Annotated in this window: 12 protein-coding genes; 1 reads left to right on the top strand and 11 read right to left on the bottom strand. The window is 73.3% G+C overall.

The window, feature by feature from the left end:
* Positions 1 to 104 precede the first annotated feature (104 nt).
* Both J3P32_RS08670 and J3P32_RS08665 read right to left on the bottom strand, forming a co-directional pair.
* Positions 105 to 2,963, bottom strand: a complete 2,859-nt coding sequence (locus tag J3P32_RS08670; RefSeq protein WP_210439395.1) for an AfsR/SARP family transcriptional regulator — start codon at positions 2,961 to 2,963, stop codon at positions 105 to 107.
* Between the two features lie 75 nt (positions 2,964 to 3,038).
* The gene (locus J3P32_RS08665; RefSeq protein ID WP_210440710.1) at positions 3,039 to 3,836 is read right to left on the bottom strand and encodes a 2-phosphosulfolactate phosphatase; all 798 of its coding nucleotides are present in this window, start codon (positions 3,834 to 3,836) and stop codon (positions 3,039 to 3,041) included.
* Between the two features lie 125 nt (positions 3,837 to 3,961).
* Here J3P32_RS08665 and J3P32_RS08660 point away from each other — a divergent pair, with 125 nt between their 5' ends.
* Positions 3,962 to 4,489, top strand: coding sequence for a hypothetical protein (locus tag J3P32_RS08660; RefSeq protein ID WP_210439394.1), 528 nt, complete (start codon positions 3,962 to 3,964; stop codon positions 4,487 to 4,489).
* 69 nt (positions 4,490 to 4,558) lie between these two features.
* On the opposite strand, the gene J3P32_RS08655 is transcribed toward J3P32_RS08660, so the two are convergent.
* The 9 genes from J3P32_RS08655 to fdh all read right to left on the bottom strand — a co-directional run bounded on the left by J3P32_RS08655 (position 4,559) and on the right by fdh (position 17,659).
* A complete protein-coding gene (locus J3P32_RS08655) occupies positions 4,559 to 6,502 on the bottom strand; it encodes a M13 family metallopeptidase (protein WP_307861631.1) in 1,944 nt (647 codons plus the stop codon).
* 35 nt (positions 6,503 to 6,537) lie between these two features.
* Entirely contained in the window at positions 6,538 to 7,515 is a 978-nt protein-coding gene (locus J3P32_RS08650; RefSeq protein WP_210439393.1) for an NADPH:quinone oxidoreductase family protein, read from the bottom strand.
* Positions 7,516 to 7,683: 168 nt separating this feature from the next.
* Positions 7,684 to 8,937 carry a M15 family metallopeptidase gene (locus tag J3P32_RS08645; protein WP_210439392.1) on the bottom strand — a complete coding sequence of 418 codons (1,254 nt, stop codon included), beginning with the start codon at positions 8,935 to 8,937 and terminating at the stop codon, positions 7,684 to 7,686.
* A gap of 10 nt (positions 8,938 to 8,947) precedes the next feature.
* A complete protein-coding gene (locus tag J3P32_RS08640) occupies positions 8,948 to 10,336 on the bottom strand; it encodes an MFS transporter (protein WP_210439391.1) in 1,389 nt (462 codons plus the stop codon).
* A gap of 48 nt (positions 10,337 to 10,384) precedes the next feature.
* Positions 10,385 to 10,960 (bottom strand): TetR family transcriptional regulator, encoded by a 576-nt coding sequence (locus J3P32_RS08635; RefSeq protein ID WP_210439390.1) that lies wholly within the window; start codon positions 10,958 to 10,960, stop codon positions 10,385 to 10,387.
* A 19-nt stretch (positions 10,961 to 10,979) separates the two neighbouring features.
* Positions 10,980 to 12,263: an L-lactate MFS transporter gene (locus tag J3P32_RS08630; protein WP_210439389.1), complete on the bottom strand. Its 1,284-nt coding sequence runs from the start codon at positions 12,261 to 12,263 to the stop codon at positions 10,980 to 10,982.
* Positions 12,264 to 12,318: 55 nt separating this feature from the next.
* Complete coding sequence (gene nrfD, locus J3P32_RS08625; protein WP_210439388.1) at positions 12,319 to 13,338, bottom strand: NrfD/PsrC family molybdoenzyme membrane anchor subunit; 1,020 nt, start codon at positions 13,336 to 13,338, stop codon at positions 12,319 to 12,321.
* Positions 13,335 to 14,279 carry a 4Fe-4S dicluster domain-containing protein gene (locus J3P32_RS18460; RefSeq protein WP_307807812.1) on the bottom strand — a complete coding sequence of 315 codons (945 nt, stop codon included), beginning with the start codon at positions 14,277 to 14,279 and terminating at the stop codon, positions 13,335 to 13,337. The genes nrfD and J3P32_RS18460 overlap by 4 nt, the downstream gene beginning before the upstream one ends.
* The gene (fdh, locus tag J3P32_RS08615) at positions 14,276 to 17,659 is read right to left on the bottom strand and encodes a formate dehydrogenase (protein WP_307861630.1); all 3,384 of its coding nucleotides are present in this window, start codon (positions 17,657 to 17,659) and stop codon (positions 14,276 to 14,278) included. Before fdh ends, J3P32_RS18460 begins: the two co-directional genes overlap by 4 nt.
* Positions 17,660 to 17,688: the final 29 nt, after the last annotated feature.

Below are 17,688 nucleotides of genomic sequence, written 5' to 3'. Positions count from 1 at the left end.
CGCCGGGAGCCCTCACGCTCCCGGGCCGGTCTTGCGGCTCGCCTGCGGCCGGCTTGCGGCTCCTTGCGGCTCCTTGCGGCCGCCCGCGCCCGCCTGCGTCCCCGTCAGCCGACGGCGAACCGGACGACGGCGGGGACGTCGAGCGAGCGCCCGTGCGCCACGGCCTCGTCGTACGCCGCCCCGAGCCGCTCGCGCGACGCGACGAGCGAGGCGGCCAGCAGCTGCTCGTCGGGCTTGTAGTAGCCGTAGACGTTGGCGCCGACGGTCTCCCGCAGGCGGGTCGCGGCGCCGTGGAGCACCGCGACCCTGTCGTGGCCGCCCTGCTGCGACTCCACCACCGCGAGCGCCTCGAGGAAGTAGGCCAGGTTGGCCAGGTCGCCGGTCTCGACGCTGAGGGCGATGCCCTCGTCGAGCTGCGCACGGGCCGTCGCCAGGTCGCCGGACGCCGTCGCGGCCTGCACCGAGGTGAACAGGGTGATGTAGGTGGCCAGCGGGTCGCGGCGGGCGCGGGCGGCGGCCAGCGCCGCGGCGAGCAGGGGCTCGGCCTGGTCCGGGAAGCCCAGCACGAGGCGAACGGTCGCCTGCCACACGTGCGCCAGCGTCCACAGCCACCCGCCGGCGAGCCCGCCCTCCTCGGTGAGCCGGATGGTGTCGACGAAGCGGACCTCGGCCTCGTCGAGGTGGCCCTCGGCGAGGGCGATCAGGCCCTCCCCGGCGAGGTTGTGCGCCTCGGCCTCCACGTCGCCGATGCTGCGCGCCAGCCTCACGCCGGTGCACCAGTGACGAGCTAGCCGGGTGTCGCCCTGCGCGAAGGTCATGGCGCCCATGACGGCGTGCGCCCGCGCGCGGACCTCGTCGCTGGTCGGCTGGTCCAGCACGCCCTGCGCGAGCCGGCGACCCTCGAGGAGATTGCCGCGCAGCCACCAGAAGAGCCACATCGCCCACACGATGCGGCCGGCGAGGTCACCCTGCCCGGACGCGAGCGCCCACTCGGTGGCGGCGACGAGGTTGGCGTGCTCACGGTGGGTGACGGCCAGCGCCTCCCGGGTGCGGGCTCCGCGGAAGCCCGGCTCGGTGTCCTCCGCGAACCGCAGGAAGTGCGCCAGGTGCGCGTCCCGGGCCGCGCGAGCCTCGTCGCCCCCGAGCAGCTCACCCGCGAACTGCGCGACGGGCTCGAGCAGCCGGAACCGCAGCACGCCCGGGTCGTCGAGGTCGCGCTGCACGAGCGAGTGGGCGACCAGCTCCTCGAGCACCCCGAAGGCGTCGGTGCCCGGGGGCACCACCGCCTCCACCGCGTCGAGGGTGAAGCCGCCGGAGAACACCGCCAGCCGGCGCAGCACCTGCTGCTGCTCCGGCCCGAGCAGCCGGTGGCTCCACTCCAACGCGGCGCGCATCGTGCGCTGACGGGCCGGCAGGTCGCGCGCACCGGTCCCCGCCATCACGCGGTCGAGGTGCTCCAGGAGCAGGGCCGGCGGCATGAGGTTGGCGCGGGCGGCCGCGAGCTCGATGGCCAGCGGGATCCCCGCCAGCCGGCGGCAGATGCCGGCGACGGCGGCGGCGGTCGGCGGGTCGAGGACAAGGTCCGGCTGGACGCCCCGCGCCCGGTCGACGAAGAGGGCCACGGCGGCCGACCGCGCCAGCACGTCGGCGTCCGCCTCCCCCTCGCCGGGCAGCTCGAGCGGTGCGAGCTGGTAGTGCAGCTCGCCGCGCACGCGGAGCGTCGTGCGGCTGGTGACCAGGACGCTCAACCGCGGGCACATGGCCACCAGCCGGGCCAGGTCGGGCGCCGCGTCCAGCAGGTGCTCGAGGTTGTCGGCGACCACCAGGACCTTGCGCGAGCGCAGGTGCCCCGCCACCGCCTCCAGCGGGTCGAGCCCCTCGGCGCCGGCCAGTCCCGCGGCCCGACCGACGAGGGGCAGCACGAGCGCCGGGTCGGTGACAGGGGCGAGCGAGATCAGCACGACCCCGTCGGGGAAGGCCTCGCGCGACGCGCGGGCCACGGCGTACGCCAGCCGGGTCTTGCCGACGCCGCCCACCCCGGTGACCGTGACCAGGCGCTGCCCGGAGCCGGTGAGCAGGTCGGTCAGCTGCGCCACGTCGTGCTCGCGCCCGACCAGGTCGTCGGCCGGCACCACCACCTCGGAGTGCCACAGCGGCGCCGCGGCCGGCGGGGCGGGTGCGCGGTGGTCCGCCTCGGTGACCCGCAGGTCCTCGTCCTGCTCGAGCACCCGCTGGTGGAGCTCCTGCAGCTCCGGGCCCGGGTCGATGCCCAGCTCCTCGGCGAGCACCTCCCGCAGGTCGGCGTACACCTCGAGCGCCTCGGCCTGCCGTCCGCTGCGGTAGAGCGCGAGCATCTGCTGGCGGCGGAACGACTCGCGCAGCGGGTGCTCGGCGACCAGCGGCGGCAGCCGGTCGAGCGCGGTGGCGTACCTGCCCAGCGCGAGCTCGACGTCGACCAGCAGCTCGCACGCCGCGAGCCGCTGTCCCTCGAGCCGGGCCGCCTCGACCTCCGCGAACGGCAGCCGGATGTCGGCGTACGCCGGTCCGCGCCACAGGGCGAGCGCCTCGTCGAGCAGCTCCCGGGCCGGCGACAGGTCGCCCGCGGCGTACGCGGCCCGGCCGCGGGCGAGGAGGTCCTGGAAGCGGATCGCGTCGACGGCCCCGGGCGCGTCGAGCCGGTAGCCCGGCGAGGCCGTCGCGATGCCGATGCCGAGGCCGGCGCCGGCCAGACGGGCACGCAGGCGGGAGATCACGGCGTGCAGGTTCGACGTGCTCGCACCGCGGCCGACGTCGCCCCACACGCGCTCGAGCAGCGTGTCGGTGGAGACCACGCGGCCGGCGTCGGCGACCAGCGCGGCGAGCACCTCGCGGTGGCGCGGGGAGCCGATGTCGACCGCCCCGCCCCCGCCAGGGCCGTCCGTGCCCCCGCTGCGGACCTGCAACGGCCCCAGGACCTCGATCACGCGTTCCCCCCCGTCGGTGCGCCCCGGCGGCATCCTAGGACGCCGGCGTGGTCGCGCGCCCGAAGCCGAAACGGCTCAGCCGCCGACCCGCCTGAGCCGGGGCCCGGGCGGCAGCAGGTCGGTGGCGTCGCGGAACGACTCGCCGACCAGCACCGGGACCACCTCGCTGACGTCGTGCTGCGCGGCGATCTCGACGTCGGCGACGAACCCCGCCTCGATCAGCTCGCGTCCGCCGGCACAGTGGAGCAGGTCGAAGGGCAGCACCGCCGCGTGCCACGCGGCCATCGCCGTGCGGGCCTCGGGGCTGGCCTCGGCCTCCGCCTCCCGGTCGAGCGCGGCGAGGACGGCGCCGGCTCCCCACAGGTCTTCGACCGCCGGCCGGAGCGTGTCGTCGTACCAGCGCTCCCCGGCGGGTACGACGACCACGCTGGCACCCTCGGCCACCTTGGGCGCCAGCCAGCGGGCGACGGCGCCGGCGTTGCGCAGGCACGCCCCCACGACCTGCGCCCCGGACTCGGCGAGCGCGAACGCGATCGTGGAACCGTTGGGCGAGGGCAGCACCAGCCGCTCGACGCCCTGCACCTCGGCCAGGCTGGCCGGCGAGAGCGAGACGTGCCGGGCGTCGCCGCGCGAGAGCGCCTCGAACCGGCCGACCGCCAGCGTCGCGCCGTGGCGCATCGCGTGCTCGGCGGCGCGCGAGTCGCGCCAGCGGAACGGGAACACCTCGATGCCGCGCTCGATCGCGACGCTGAGCGTGGTGGTGAACGACAGCACGTCGACCACCACGGCGAAGTCGGCAGGCACTGCCTCGGCGCCCGTCGGGCCCCACTCCATCCGCAGCCGGTAGGTGGACTGGTCGTGGCCGGGCAGCATCACGTGCTCATTCAACAGCGCGTACGTCCGGTTCGCGGAAATCGTGAAACGACCTCCCGCCGGCCGCCGCGCCACCTACTGTCCGGCTCACCACCGGACACTCATCACCGCCAGGGAGCCTCCACATGAACGCAACACCTCGCACGGCGCTCGCCGTCGCTGTCGCCGTCATCGCGCTGGTCCTGTCCGCCGGGGCGGGCGCCACCGCGTCCCTGCTCATCACCGGCAACCAGATCAAGGACGGCACGGTCGCCAGCCGCGACATCAAGAACCGCTCGCTGAAGGTCAAGGACCTCTCGGCCCGCGCCACCGCCAAGCTCACGGGAGCGGCAGGCCCGGTCGGCCCGCGCGGGGCGACCGGCCCCGCCGGGCCCGCGGGCGCGTCCGGGCTGAGCGGCTTCGAGGTCGTCACCCGCAGCCTGCCCATCCCCGGGATCCTCGGCGGGGTCGGCGGCACGGACACCCTCACCGCGGCGTGCCCCGAGGGCAAGAAGGCCATCGCCGCGACGGCTGCGTACGCCGCCCCGGTCGCGAACCTGCTCAGCCAGGTCACGCGCACCAGCGAGAGCGCCTTCCGCGCCACGGGCGTCAACCTGCTGCCGACGCCGCAGACGCTCTCCCTCGAGGTGGTCTGCGCCGCCATCCCCGGCTGACGCCGACCGCGGGCGGTCCGGGGTCCTCGGCCGAGGACCCCGGGCCGAGTGGCGCCCGCTGAGCGCGGGTCACCAGATCCGGACGCGGGCCTCCGGCTCGAGCCACAGGCCGTCACCCGGCTGCGTCGAGAAGACCTCGTGGAACTCGTCGAGGTTGCGCACGATGTTGGCGCGGAACTCGGCCGGGCTGTGCGGGTCGATGGTGAGGTACTGCAGCTCCTGCTCCTTGCGCCGCTTGGTGCGCCACACGTGGCTCCAGTTGAGGAAGAGCGTGCGCCGGTCCTCGACGGAGGCCTCGCCACCCTGGCTGATGACGAACGCCTTGTGAGCGATGGTCAGTCCGCCCAGGTCGCCGATGTTCTCCCCCACGGTGAGGCTGCCGTTGACGTGCTCACCCGGCAGGGTGCGCGGCTCGAAGGCGTCGTACTGCTCGATCAGCGCGCGCGACTTCTCCTCGAAGGCGGCCTTGTCGTCGGCGGTCCACCAGTCGTGGAGGTTGCCGTCGCCGTCGTACTGCGCGCCCTGGTCGTCGAACCCGTGGCCGATCTCGTGACCGATGACGGCGCCGATGCCGCCGTAGTTCTCCGCGGGGTGGGCGTCGGGGCTGAAGAACGGCGGCTGGAGGATCGCGGCCGGGAAGCAGATCTCGTTGGTGCCGGGGTGGTAGTAGGCGTTGACCGTCTGCGGCAGCATGAGCCACTCGTCCCGGTCGACCGGCTGGCCGACCTTCGCCAGCTGGCGGTCGGTCTCGAAGGCCGACGCCGCCGCGACGTTGGACATGAGGTCGTCGGCGGAGATGGTGAGCGCTGAGTAGTCGCGGAACTCCTCCGGGTAGCCGATCTTGGGGTAGAAGCGGTCGAGCTTGTCGTAGGCCTTCTGCTTGGTCTCCTCGCCCATCCAGTCCAGCGCCTCGATCGAGCGCCGGTAGGCCGTGACCAGGTTGGCGACCAGCTCGTCCATCATCTGCTTCGACGAGGGCGGGAAGTGGCGCGCGACGTAGACCTTGCCGACCGCCTCGCCGATGGCGCCCTCGACGAAGTCGACGCCCCGCTTCCAGCGGGCGCGCAGCTCCGGGGTGCCGTTGAGGGTGCGGCCGTAGAAGTCGAAGTTGGCCTCGACGAACGGGTCGGGCAGGTACGGCGCGGAGCTCCGCACGACGCGGACGTGCAGGACGTCGCGCCACGTCTCGATCGGCGTCTCCTCCAGCACCGTCGAGAGGTGGGTGAAGAAGTCGGGCTGCATGACGATCGTGCGGCGCAGCGTCTCCTCGGTGCCACCGAGGCCGGTGACGTAGGTGATCCAGTCGAAGGCCGGGCAGAGCTCCAGCAGCTCCTCGAGGCTCTTGTGGTTCGTGGTCTTCTGCACGTCGCGCGTCGCGGCGGCCTCCCAGTGGCCCTCGGCCAGCCGCGTCTCGTAGGCCAGCACGCGCGCCGCAGCGCCCTCGGGGTCGTCGTGCTCGCTGAGGCGCAGCAGCGTGGTCAGGTAGGCGAGGTACTTCTCGCGGATCTCGGCGAACTTCTCGTCGCGGTAGTAGGACTCGTCGGGCAGCCCGAGGCCGCCCTGCGCGAGGTAGACGATGTTGCGCGAGGCGTCGGCACGGTCGGGCGTGATGTAGGACCCGAACAGCCCGGGACCGCCGATGCGCTCGAAGACGCCGAGGAACGCCGCGAGGTCGGTGAGGTCGGCCACCTGGTGCGCGCGGTCGAGCAGCCCCTGGACCGGCCGCAGGCCCTTGGCCGCGATCGTGTCGGTGTCCATGAACGAGGCGTACAGGTCCCCGATCTTGCGCTCCTCCTCGTCGAGCTCCGCGGCGGGGCGGTCGGCGAGCTCGGTGATGATGTCGCGCACCTGCTGCTCGGCGGCGTCGGCGAGCGCGATGAAGGCGCCCCAGCTCGACTTGTCCGACGGGATCTCGGTCTCGTCCAGCCAGCGTCCGTTGACGTGGCCGAAGAGGTCGTCCTGGGGTCGGATGGCGGGGTTCATGCCGTCGCGGGCAGCGTCGAGGATCGTCACGCCGCGACCCTAACCCTGACCGCCCAGCGGGCGCCTCACCTCACCCGGACGACCGACTTGCCGAGGGTGCGCCGCTCGTCCATGTCGACCAGCGCGCGTCCGAAGTCCGCGAGGTCGTAGGTCTCGCCGATCGGCGGCCTGACGGTCCCTGCTTCGATCATGGGGACGAGGCGGTGCCACTGCCTCTGCATGTAGCCGGGGCGGGTCATGGCGTACGCCCCCCAGCCGACGCCGCGGACGTCGGTGTTGCCCAGGAGCAGCCGGTTGACCTTCACCTGCGGGATGCCCTGGCCCGCGGCGAAGCCGACGACGAGCACCCGGCCCAGCTCGGCCAGGCAGCGCAGGGAGTCGGTGAAGGCGTCGCCGCCCACCACGTCGACCACCACGTCGACGCCCCGGCCGCCGGTGAGGTCCTTGACGGCGTCCCGGAAGTCCGGACCGACCACCACCTCGTCGGCGCCGGCCGCCCGGGCGAACGCCGCCTTCTCCTCGGTGCTGACGACCGCGATCGTCCGCGCACCCAGCCCGCGCGCCACCTGCAGGCTCGCGGTGCCGACGCCCCCGGCCGCGCCGTGGATGAGGACCGTCTCGCGCTCACGCAGGCCGCCGCGCTCCTCCAGTGCGAACAGCGCGGTGAGGTAGTTCATGGGCAGCGCCGCCCCCTCGTCGTACGACAGCGCGTCGGGGAGGGCGAAGGTGAAGATCGCCGGGTTGGCCACCACCTCGGCCGCCCCGCCGTGCAGGTTCACGCCGGCGACCCGCTGCCCGACGGTGAACCCGCTCGACTCCGGCGAGCCGGGGTCGAGGACCACGCCCGCGAAGTCGACGCCGAGCGTGAACGGCGGCTCGGGCCGGAACTGGTACTCGCCGCGGCTGAGCAGGAGGTCGGGGAACGCGACACCGACGCTGTGCACCTCCACGAGCACGTCGTGCGGGCCCGGGGTTGGAGGGTCGACCTCGCGGACCTCGACGTCGGCGGGGCCGGTGAGGGTGACGACCTGCACTGCCTTCATGCGCCCGACCCTAGGTAGTCCACCGGGAAATGGTCGACAGGACCGCCCCCGGACAGCCACTTCCCGGTGGACTACCCGGGCCGGCGGGGCGGGTAGTCCACCGGGAAATGGTCGTCAGGACCGCCTCAGGGCAGCCACTTCCCGGTGGACTACCCCGGGGGCCGCTGGTCAGCCGACCGCCTTCACCTCGGCCAGCTCGAAGTGCATGGGGTCGGTCCAGCGCCAGTCGCCGCCCCAGGCGAAGCCCCAGGTCTTGAAGATCGCCACGACGTCGCGGTCGATGTCGCCGACGGTGCCGCGCTGGTTGCCGGGGACGTTGAGGTCGAGGGCCAGGCCGAACGAGTGGTTGGACAGCGTCGTGGTGTCGGCGATGAAGCGCGGGTAGTAGCACCCGGCGTACTCGTCCGGGTCGATCTCGTCGGCCAGCCCGCGCTGCTGCACCTCCAGCAGGGCCGCCCGCAGCTGGGGGAAGAGGTCCTTGTGGCAGGTGACGCTGCCCAGGATCGGCACGGCCTCGGTGCGGATGTTCGCCGCGACCCACGCCGGGTCGGGCGCGATCCGGCCGCCTCCGAGGACGCGGTAGCGGTACGTGCCGACCACGCTGCCGAGGGTGCCGCCCGTCGGGATGGCGGTGAGCTTGGCCTCGGGGTCCAGGCCGATGCGGGACGCGACGTCGAGCATCTGGACCGACGCGTCCTCGCCGACCATCCGCTCCAGCGGCTCGCGGATGCTCGACGGCGTGGCGTTGTCGGTCGAGATCAGCAGCCCGTTGTCGGTGGCCATCTCGATGTCCGGGGCCCACGCGGTGTTCACGACCATGTCGATCGTCGGGACCTGGGGGGTGTACGCGCCGACGTGCAGGGTCGGTGCGCCGTCGTCGGTGCCGAGGCGGATCATCCCGTCCTCGTCGGCGAGGCGCTTGGCGACCGTCCTGTCGATCGCGAGCTCGCCGCCGGCGACGCGGTCCCACGCCGCCTGGAAGTCGGCGACCTCGGCCCGCGTGAAGTGCCGGTAGCCGCGGGGGTCCACCGCCGCGACGGTGAGCACCCGGTTCTCCAGGCTGACCTGGCCCAGGCCGATGCGCTCGGTGTGGGCGACGCCCTCGAGGTCCTCGATCCGCTGCAGGAGCTCGTCGTCGATGGGCCGGTCCCACTGCACGAGGATGTCGGCGCTCCAGAGCCGGCCGTCGCGCTCCCCGGGCGGGTCGACCGCGTGCGCGGGGTCGGCGACGGGGGCGGCCGGTGTCGCCGGCGGACTCCCGGTCGGGTCCTCGCCGGGGCTCGGGTCCGGCGAGGTGGGCTCGGTGCCGGACGCGGCCGGTGCGGGATCGCCCACCGCGGGGTCGGCGGGGTCGCTGCACGCGCCGAGGAGGGCGAGCAGGGCGGCCGTCGCCACCAGGCCGGCCCCACGTCGTGCGCGCATGGCGCCAAGCCTAGGCATCCGAGGTGCGGACGCGGTGCGGGATGGTGAACCAGGACACCAGGCCGCCCACGGCGAGCAGCCCCGCGCAGGCGAGCATCGCGGTGCCGTACGCCGTGTCGAACCGCGCCGGGTCCCGGTAGTCGTCGCCGGCGATGCCGACGGCCATGGGCAGCGCGGCGACCGCCAGCAGCGACCCGGCACGTGCGACGGCGTTGTTGATGCCGCTCGCGATGCCCGCGACCTCGTCGGGCGCAGCCGCCAGCACGGTCGAGGTGAGCGGCGCGACCATGAGGGCGAGCCCCAGCCCGAAGACCGTCAGCCCGGGTGCGACGTCGCGCCACCAGCTCACCCCCGGACCGACCGCCAGCAGCCAGACGGTGCCGGCAGCCATGACGAGCGGCCCCAGCGTCATCGGCAGGCGCGGCCCGATGCGATCGCCGAGGGCGCCGCCGCGCGCCGCCAGGAGGAGCATGCAGGCGGTGACCGGCAGGGTCGCGAGCCCCGCCTGGAGAGCGTTGTAGCCGCCCACCGTCTGCAGCTGGAGCACGAGGAAGAACAGGATCGCGCCCAGCGCGGCGTAGACCAGCAGCGTCATGAGGTTGGCGGCGCTGAAGGTGCGGTCGGCGAAGAGGCCGAGCGGCACCATCGGTCCTCGCGAGCGCCGCTCGACGACGACGAAGGCGACGGCCGCGGCCAGGCCGGCGCCGGCCGCCCACCACGTCGCCCGTCCGCCGGCGTCGGTGAGCGCCCACGTGGTCCCGGCCAGCGCCAGCGAGGCCAGTGCGGCACCGGGGAGGTCGAAGCGGGACCGCCCGCGTGAGTCGCGCGTCTCGGGCACCCAGCGCTGCGCCAGCCAGACGGTGAGCGCCGCGAGCGGCAGGTTGATGAGGAAGATCCACCGCCACGAGGCGTGGTCGACGAGCAGCCCGCCCACCAGCGGTCCGAGCGCGGCGGCGATCCCACCCATTCCCGACCAGGCGCCGATCGCGCGGCTGCGGTCCTCGGCGCGGAACGCCCCCTGGATCATCGCCAGGCTGCCGGGCGTGAGGAGCGCGCCGCCGATGCCCTGCAGCACCCGGGCGGCGATGAGGACCTCGGCGTTCGGCGCGATGCCGCACACCAGCGACGCCAGCGCGAACCACACCGTGCCGACGACGAAGACGCGCCGCCGGCCGAGCCGGTCGCCCAGCGAGCCGCCGAACAGGATGAGGGAGGCGAGGGAGAGGAAGTAGCCGTTGGTGATCCACTGGAGCTGCTCCAGGGAGGCGCCGAGGTCGTCGCCCATCGAGCGCAGGGCCACGTTGACGACCGTGCCGTCCAGCAGCGTCAGCCCCGAGCCGAGGGTGGCCGCGGCCACGATGCCCCGCGCCGCCGGCGTACCCCAAGCCACTCCGCTCACGGGGCAAGGCTAGGGGCAGCCCCGCCCGGCGCCCGCCGAGCGGGGGGCTCAGCCGGCCGGTCGGCCGCCGAGCACCCGCCCGGCGAGCCACGCGATGTCGGCTGCGGTCTGCTCCGGCGTCCCCGAGGGCTGCATGACGTGGCTCAGCACGACCCGGACGACCATGTCGATCGCCGGGCCGAGGCGGTCGGGGTCGATGCCGGGCTCGTACGGCGTCACCCGGGCGCTGATGACCTCCTTGGCGACGCCCAGCAACCCGGCGGCGTTGGTGGTGAGCAGCGGCAGCAGCTCGGTGTCGGCGCCGTGGGTGGCACTGACGACCGCGTGCAGCAACGGGTTCGCGTGGGCGTAGGTCAGCACGTCGGAGACCGCCCGCTCGATGCCGCGGGTGAGGTCGTCGGGCTCGGCGTCGAAGGCCTGCTCGACGACGCCGAGGAACCGGGCCAGCTCGTCGAGGATCATCGCCTCCGCGAGTGCCGGCTTGGACCCGACCTCGTTGTAGACGGTCTGCCGGCTCACCCCGGCGGCCTTCGCGAGCCGCGCCATCGTCACCGACGCCCATCCGGACGCGGTGGTCATCTCGACGGCCGCGGCGACGATGCGCTTGCGGGTGGTCGTCGCCATGGGGCGAGTCTGGCAGTCCTCAGCCGTCGGCGGCCCGCCGGCCCGCAGGCACCTTGGTGAGGACCGTGAGCAGCACCGAGGCGAGCGCGATGATCCCGATGGTCGTGTACGCGAGGGTGTACGCCTTGTCCTCGCCGATCAGCGCCGAGGCGATGACCGGGCCGATGATCCCGCCGACGCTCCACCCGATGAGCATGAGGCCGTAGATCGCGCCGGCGTTGCGGACGCCGAAGAAGTCGCCGGCGGTGGCCGGCATGGTGCCGAAGGTGCCGCCGTAGCAGAGGTAGACGATCGCCGCGAGGATCGCGAAGAACGCCACGTTGTCGGCGTGGGGCAGCAGGATGAGGCAGACGCCCTGGAGGACGAGGATCGCGGCGAAGGTGCGCATCCGGCCGATGTAGTCCGAGATCGCGGCCCACACGATCCGCCCGCCGCCGTTGAAGATCGCCAGCACGCCGACGAGCGCGGCCGCCCCGCCGACGCTGTAGCCGGCGATGTCGGTGGCGCTGGTCTTGGCCTGCGAGATCAGCGAGATGCCCGCGCTCACGCTCAGCGCGAGGATCGCGGTCAGCAGGTACCACTGCTTGGTGCGCAGGGCCTCACCCTGCGTGTAGTCGTGCCCGGCCTCCGGGGCGCCGCCGGCCTCGGCCACCGGCTCGAAACCGGGCACGGTGTAGCCCTGGGGCGGGTTGCGGAAGAACGCCGCGCCGGCCAGCGACATCACCAGGTAGGCGATGCCGAGCGGCAGGAACGCGCCGGTCGGGTCGTCGGGGTCGCGGTCGATCAGCCACTGCGCGACCGGCGAGGTGAGCACGGCGCCGAAGCCGAAGCCACCGACGGCGAGGCCCGTGATGAGGCCCTTCTTGTCCGGGAACCACTTCTGCAGCATCGCGATCGGCACGATGTACGCCGCTCCGAGGCCGAAGCCGCTGATGACGCCGTAGCCGAGGATGAGCAGCCAGTAGTCCTCCTCGCCGTTGGTGAACGACGCGAGCAGGATGCCCACGGCGTAGACGACCCCGCCGACCAGGGCGACCAGGCGCGGCCCGCGGGCGTCCTGCAGCCGGCCGCCGACGTAGCTGCCGATGAAGATCATGCCGATCGTGACGGTGAACGGCAGCGACGCCTGCAGCTTGCTCAGCTGCCACGGCTCGGCCTTCTCCAGGGCGCCGCCGAAGACCGACCACGCGTAGACCGCGCCGATCGAGAACTGCAGCAGCAGCCCCGCGGCAACCAGCAGCCAGCGGGAGCCACCGGGCGAGGTGCCCGTGTCTCGGGTGGTGGTGTCGCTGGTCTGGCTCATGTGTCCTCCTCCGGTCCGAGCGCCGCGACGGCGCCCCTGGCTGGTGGACGCCGGCTCACTGGCGGTGGCGCACCGGTACCCCTCGGTCGACTCGTTCACGCTGCGGCACGACGGTGTACTTCGGGTCCTTGGCCGAGGCGAGCCCCGCCTCGTAGACGCCCATCCGGGTGCACAGCGAGCCCGCCATGAGCGCCGCGCCGGACACCGCGGACAGGAGCCGGCTGCGCCGTCCGACGAGCGCGCCGAGCGCGCCGGCCGCGGTGAGCAGGGTGCTCGCGCGCATCCAGCGGCCCGCCGTGTCGTGGTGCAGCGTCTCCGCCGAGATCCCCATCGACCGCTCCATGCGCCTCTCGGCCGCGAGCTCCACCACCGCGCCGCCCACGGCGAAGGCACGCGCCGGGCCGGTCTGGGCGACCGGCGCGCCCAGCAGGCCGAGCCCGCCGGAGGCGGCGGCCGCCGAGCCGCAGAAGACGAACGGCAGCTCCTCGTGGGCGGTGTGCCACGCAGGGGTGGCGGTGTCGGCCAGCAGCACCGCGGTGTACGCCGCGACGGGCGTCGCGGTGAGGGCGCCGACGAGGCCGGCCGGGCGGCCCAGCACGGCGACGAGCCGCAGCGGCCCGCGCTGCCACGACGCCGGCAGCATGGAGACGATCTCGGCGCCCGACGCCAGGGCCGCGAAGGGGCCGTGCAGGCTGAGGATCCAGGTGCCGACCGACATCGGCGAGGTCAGCTTGGCGACCCGCAGCATGTTGAGGAAGCGGCTCGGCCGGCCCAGGTCGTGGACGAGGAAGCCGACGCTGAGCCCGAGGCTGCCGAGCGAGCCGAGGCGGGCGACGCGGCGCAGGCCGGGACGGCCGGTCAGGTCCGCCCCGGCGGCGAGCAGCGAGCTGCCCGCCGCGACCCCACCGGTGAAGAGGTAGAAGGCGATGTCCTTCTCCCACGGGGCCGGCTTGACGATCGCCCGGCCGTAGTAGGAGGTGAAGTCGGCCTCGGGGACCATCACGCGGTCGCCGCCGCCACGCTGGCCGCGCTGCCGCGACGGGCTGCCGCCGTGCTGGTGCGACACCTCCGTCACGGCTTCCTCCTCACGAACGACACGGCGGCGCCGGCGAGCATCGCCGCGGCGGCCATCGCGGCCCGCTGGTACATGCGCGGGAGGTCCTTGGTCGTGACGACCGGGTCGGGCGGCAGCCCGTAGACCTCCGGCTCGTCGAGCAGCAGGAAGAAGGCGCCGGTGCCGCCGACGCCGTCCTCCGGGTCGTTGCCGTAGAGCCGGGCGTCCATGACGCCCTGCTCGTGCAGCGTCGCGACCCGCGCGCTGGCGCGCTCGCGCAGCTCCTCGACGTCGCCGAACTGGATCGACTCCGTCGGGCACGCCTGCGCGCAGGCAGGGCGCTGGTTGTCGGTCAGCCGGTCGTAGCAGAGCGTGCACTTCTGCGCGATGCCGACGCGAGGGTCGCCGTCGGGTCCCTTGCGCCGGTCGATCACCCCGTAGGGGCAGGCCGCGACGCAGTATCCGCACCCGTTGCAGATGTCGTCCTGCACCACGACGGTGCCGAACTCGGAGCGGAACAGCGAGCCCGTCGGGCACACGTCGAGGCAGGCGGCGTGCGTGCAGTGCTTGCACACGTCGGACGACATCAGCCACTGGAAGTCGGGCTTGGCCTCGTCCGGCACGTCGCTGGGCGGGGCACCCACCGTCGGCATCCCGATGTCGACGGGCGGCGTGGTGGGCACCGCCGGCTGGTCCGGCGCGGGCGCCCGGCCGGGCCGCTCGATGAAGGCCACGTGGCGCCACTGGTTGGCGTTGAGCGAGTGGCTGTTGTCGTAGGAGGTGCCGAGCATCTGGAAGAGGTTCTCCGGGACGTCGTTCCACTCCTTGCACGCCACCTCGCAGGCCTTGCAGCCGATGCACACGCTGGTGTCGGTGAAGAACCCCTTGCGGGGCGGGGCGTCGGCGTAGCCGGCGTCGGGCGCCGGGTCGAGCGGGCCGAAGAGGCTGTTGCGGCCGATCACTGGTCCTCCCGCTGGTGAGGGGCGTGCTGGTCGTCGCCGGCCTGGGCGGCGGCGGACTCCCGCTGGGCAGCGGCCGAGGCCGTCACCACGGGCCCCTCGCTGCCGTCGAGCACGCCGGCGCGGCGGGCGTACCCCTCGACGTACTCGCGCAGGGCCGGGCCGGTGGGCCGGCGGCCCGGCCGGACGTCGCAGGTGCCGACCTTGCTCTCCTGGATCAGCACGTTGGGGTCGAGGGAGATCCCGATGAGGTCGTTGGCCGAGTCACCGGCCACCAGCCCGCCCTGCCCCCAGTGGTAGGGCATCCACACCTGGTGGACGGTCCGGCCCTCGACGCGCAGCGGGCGCAGCCGCTCGGTGACCAGGACGCGTCCCTCGACCGCCGACCGGGCGGTGATGACGTGGCACCAGCCCATGTGCTCGAGGCCGCGCTCCGCCGCGAGCGCCGGGGAGACCTCGACGAACATCTCGGGCTGCAGCTCGGCGAGGTGCTCGACGAAGCGGCTCATCCCGCCGGCCGTGTGGTGCTCGGTGAGGCGGCTCGTGGTGAACACGAACGGGAACACCTCCGCCGCCCCGGGCGAGCGCGGGTCGGGGTTCATCGGGTTGTCCGCGCGGCGGTACTCCTTGCGCGTCGGGTTCGCCTGCTGGCCGTGCAGCAGGTTGCGGAACGGCGACTCCACCGGCTCGTAGTGGGTCGGCAGCGGGCCGTCGATGAGCCCCTGCGGCGCGTAGAGGGCACCCTTCCCGTCGCCCTGCATGATGAACGGGTCGACGCCCTCGATGGCCGCGACGCCGTCGGAGCCCTCGGGCGCCCGGTAGGACGGCGGCTTGGTCTTCTCGAAGTCGGGCACGTCGTCGCCCGTCCACTCCTGCTTGTCCTCGTCCCACCACACGTAGGCCTTGCGCTCGCTCCACGGCCGCCCCTCCGGGTCGGCGGACGCGCGGTTGTAGAGGATGCGGCGGTTCATCGGCCACGCCCAGCCCCACTCGGAGGCGACGAACGACTGGTCGTGGCGGGACTTGCGGCGCGCGGCCTGGTTGACCCCGTCGGCGTACACACCGCTGTAGATCCAGCAGCCGCCGAGCGTCGAGCCGTCGTCCTTCATCTCCAGGAACCCGGAGAGGGGACGGCCGGTCGCGACCTCGTAGCCGTTGATCTCCTTCAGCACCGCCTCGGCGCTGGGCTCGCCCCAGCCGGACGACACCTGCTCGGGGTCGCCGTGCATGGGGTAGTCCCAGGCCAGGTCGAGCAGCGGGCGGTCGCGCTCGTCGTCCGACCCCGCCAGCCGCTCCCGCAGCATCCGGCCGAGGTGGTAGAAGAACCACAGCTCCGAGCGGGCGTCGCCCGGCGGCTCCACGGCCTTCTCCCGCCACTGCAGCATCCGCTGCGTCTGGGTGAAGGTCCCCTCCTTCTCCACGTGCGAGGCGGCGGGGAAGAGGAACACCTCCGTGCGGCACTCCTCCGGGACGATCTCGCCGGTCGCCACCTCGGGCGAGTCCTTCCAGAAGGTGGCGCTCTCGATCTCGAACAGGTCGCGCACCACCACCCAGTCGAGGTTGGCCATCCCGAGGCGCTGCGCACGGCCGTGGGCGGAGCCGACGGCCGGGTTCTGCCCGAGCAGGAAGTAGCCCTTGACCTTGCCGTCGATCATGTCGAGCACGGTCCGGTAGGTGCCGTGGTCGCCGGTGATCCGCGGCATGTAGTCGAAGCAGAAGTCGTTGTCGGGGGTGGCGGCGTCGCCCCAGTAGGCCTTGAGCAGGTTGATGCCGTACGCCCCGGCGTTGGCCCAGAAGCCCTTGCTGCCGGGGTTGCGGACGGCGTCGATCCACTCCGTCAGCGTCTGGTGCTTCTCCGCGTTGGGCATCGGCAGGTAGCCCGGGAGGATGTTGAACAGCGTCGGGATGTCGGTGGAGCCCTGGATGCTGGCGTGGCCGCGCAGCGCCATGATCCCGCCGCCCGGCCGGCCCACGTTGCCGGTGAGCAGCTGCAGGATGGCGCCCGCGCGGATGTACTGCACGCCCACGCTGTGCTGGGTCCAGCCGACGCTGTAGACCAGCGCCGTGGTGCGCTCACGACCGGAGTTCTCGGTCCACGCCCGGCAGACCTCCAGGAAGTCCTCCTGCGAGACGCCGCAGACCTGCTCCACCACCTCGGGCGTGTAGCGCGCGTAGTGGCGCTTGAGCACCTGGTAGACGCACCGGGGGTGCTGGAGGGTCTCGTCGCGGGGCGGGCGGCTCCCGACCTGCATGCCGTGCGCCTCGTTCTGCAGGCCGCTGGCGGTGTTGCGCTGCTCCGCGCTGTCGCCCGCGTCGTCGGCCTGCGCCGGGCCGAGGTCGCCCTGGTCGTCCTCCTGGGCGAACTGCCAGCTGGTCGGGTCGTAGGTCCTGGTCTCGGTGTCGAACCCGGAGAACAGGCCGTCCAGGTCGTCGGCGTCCTGAAAGTCCTCGCTGACGATGTTGGCCGCGTTGGTGTAGTTGACGACGTACTCGCGGAAGTCGAGCTCGTTCTGCAGGACGTAGTTGATGATCCCGCCCAGGAACGCGATGTCGCTGCCGACGCGGATCGGCACGTGCTGGTGGGCCAGCGCGCTCGTGCGGGTGAACCGGGGGTCGACGTGGATGATCCGCGCGCCGCGCTTCTTCGCCTCCACGACCCACTGGAAGCCCACCGGGTGGGCCTCGGCCATGTTCGAGCCCTGGATCACGATGCAGTCAGCGTTGGCCAGGTCCTGCTGGAACCCGGTGGCGCCGCCGCGTCCGAAGCTGGTCCCCAGACCGGGGACGGTGGCGGAGTGTCAAATACGTGCCTGGTTCTCGATCTGGATGGCCCCCATCGCTGTGAACAGCTTCTTGATGAGGTAGTTCTCCTCGTTGTCCAGCGTGGCGCCGCCGAGGCTGGCGATGCCCATCGTGCGCCGGACCTTGCGGCCGTGCTCGTCGAGGTCCTGCCAGCTGTCGCGCCGCGCCCGCAGCACCCGGTCGGCGACCATCTCCATCGCCGTGTGGAGGTCGAGCTCCTCCCACTCCGTGCCGTAGGGACGGCGGTACTTGACCGCGGTCTGGCGCAGCGGGCTGGTGACGAGGTTCTTGCTCGCCGAGCCCTTGGGGCAGAGCCGTCCCCGGTTGACCGGGCTCTCGGGGTCGCCCTCAATCTGCACGACCTTCTCGTCCTTGACGAAGATCTTCTGGGCGCAGCCCACGGCGCAGTAGGGACACACGCTCCTGGCGACGCGGTCGGCGGTCGCGGTGCGCGGCTCGATCTCGTCGGTGCGCTTCGAGCGGACCGACCGGCCGCGACCCAGCACGTCGCCGTCGGCGAGCTGGCGCAGCACCGGCCAGGGCAGGAGGGAGCGCTTCGTCCGTGCCGGCGTCTCCGTCACCCGAGCCTCCTTCGTCACCGTTGCCCCCG

Origin of the sequence: Nocardioides xinjiangensis, from assembly GCF_017916385.1 — a bacterium.
GTDB lineage: Bacteria > Actinomycetota > Actinomycetes > Propionibacteriales > Nocardioidaceae > Nocardioides > Nocardioides xinjiangensis.
Note: the sequence above shows the minus strand (reverse complement) of the source record. Positions and strands in the feature narration are given on the sequence as shown.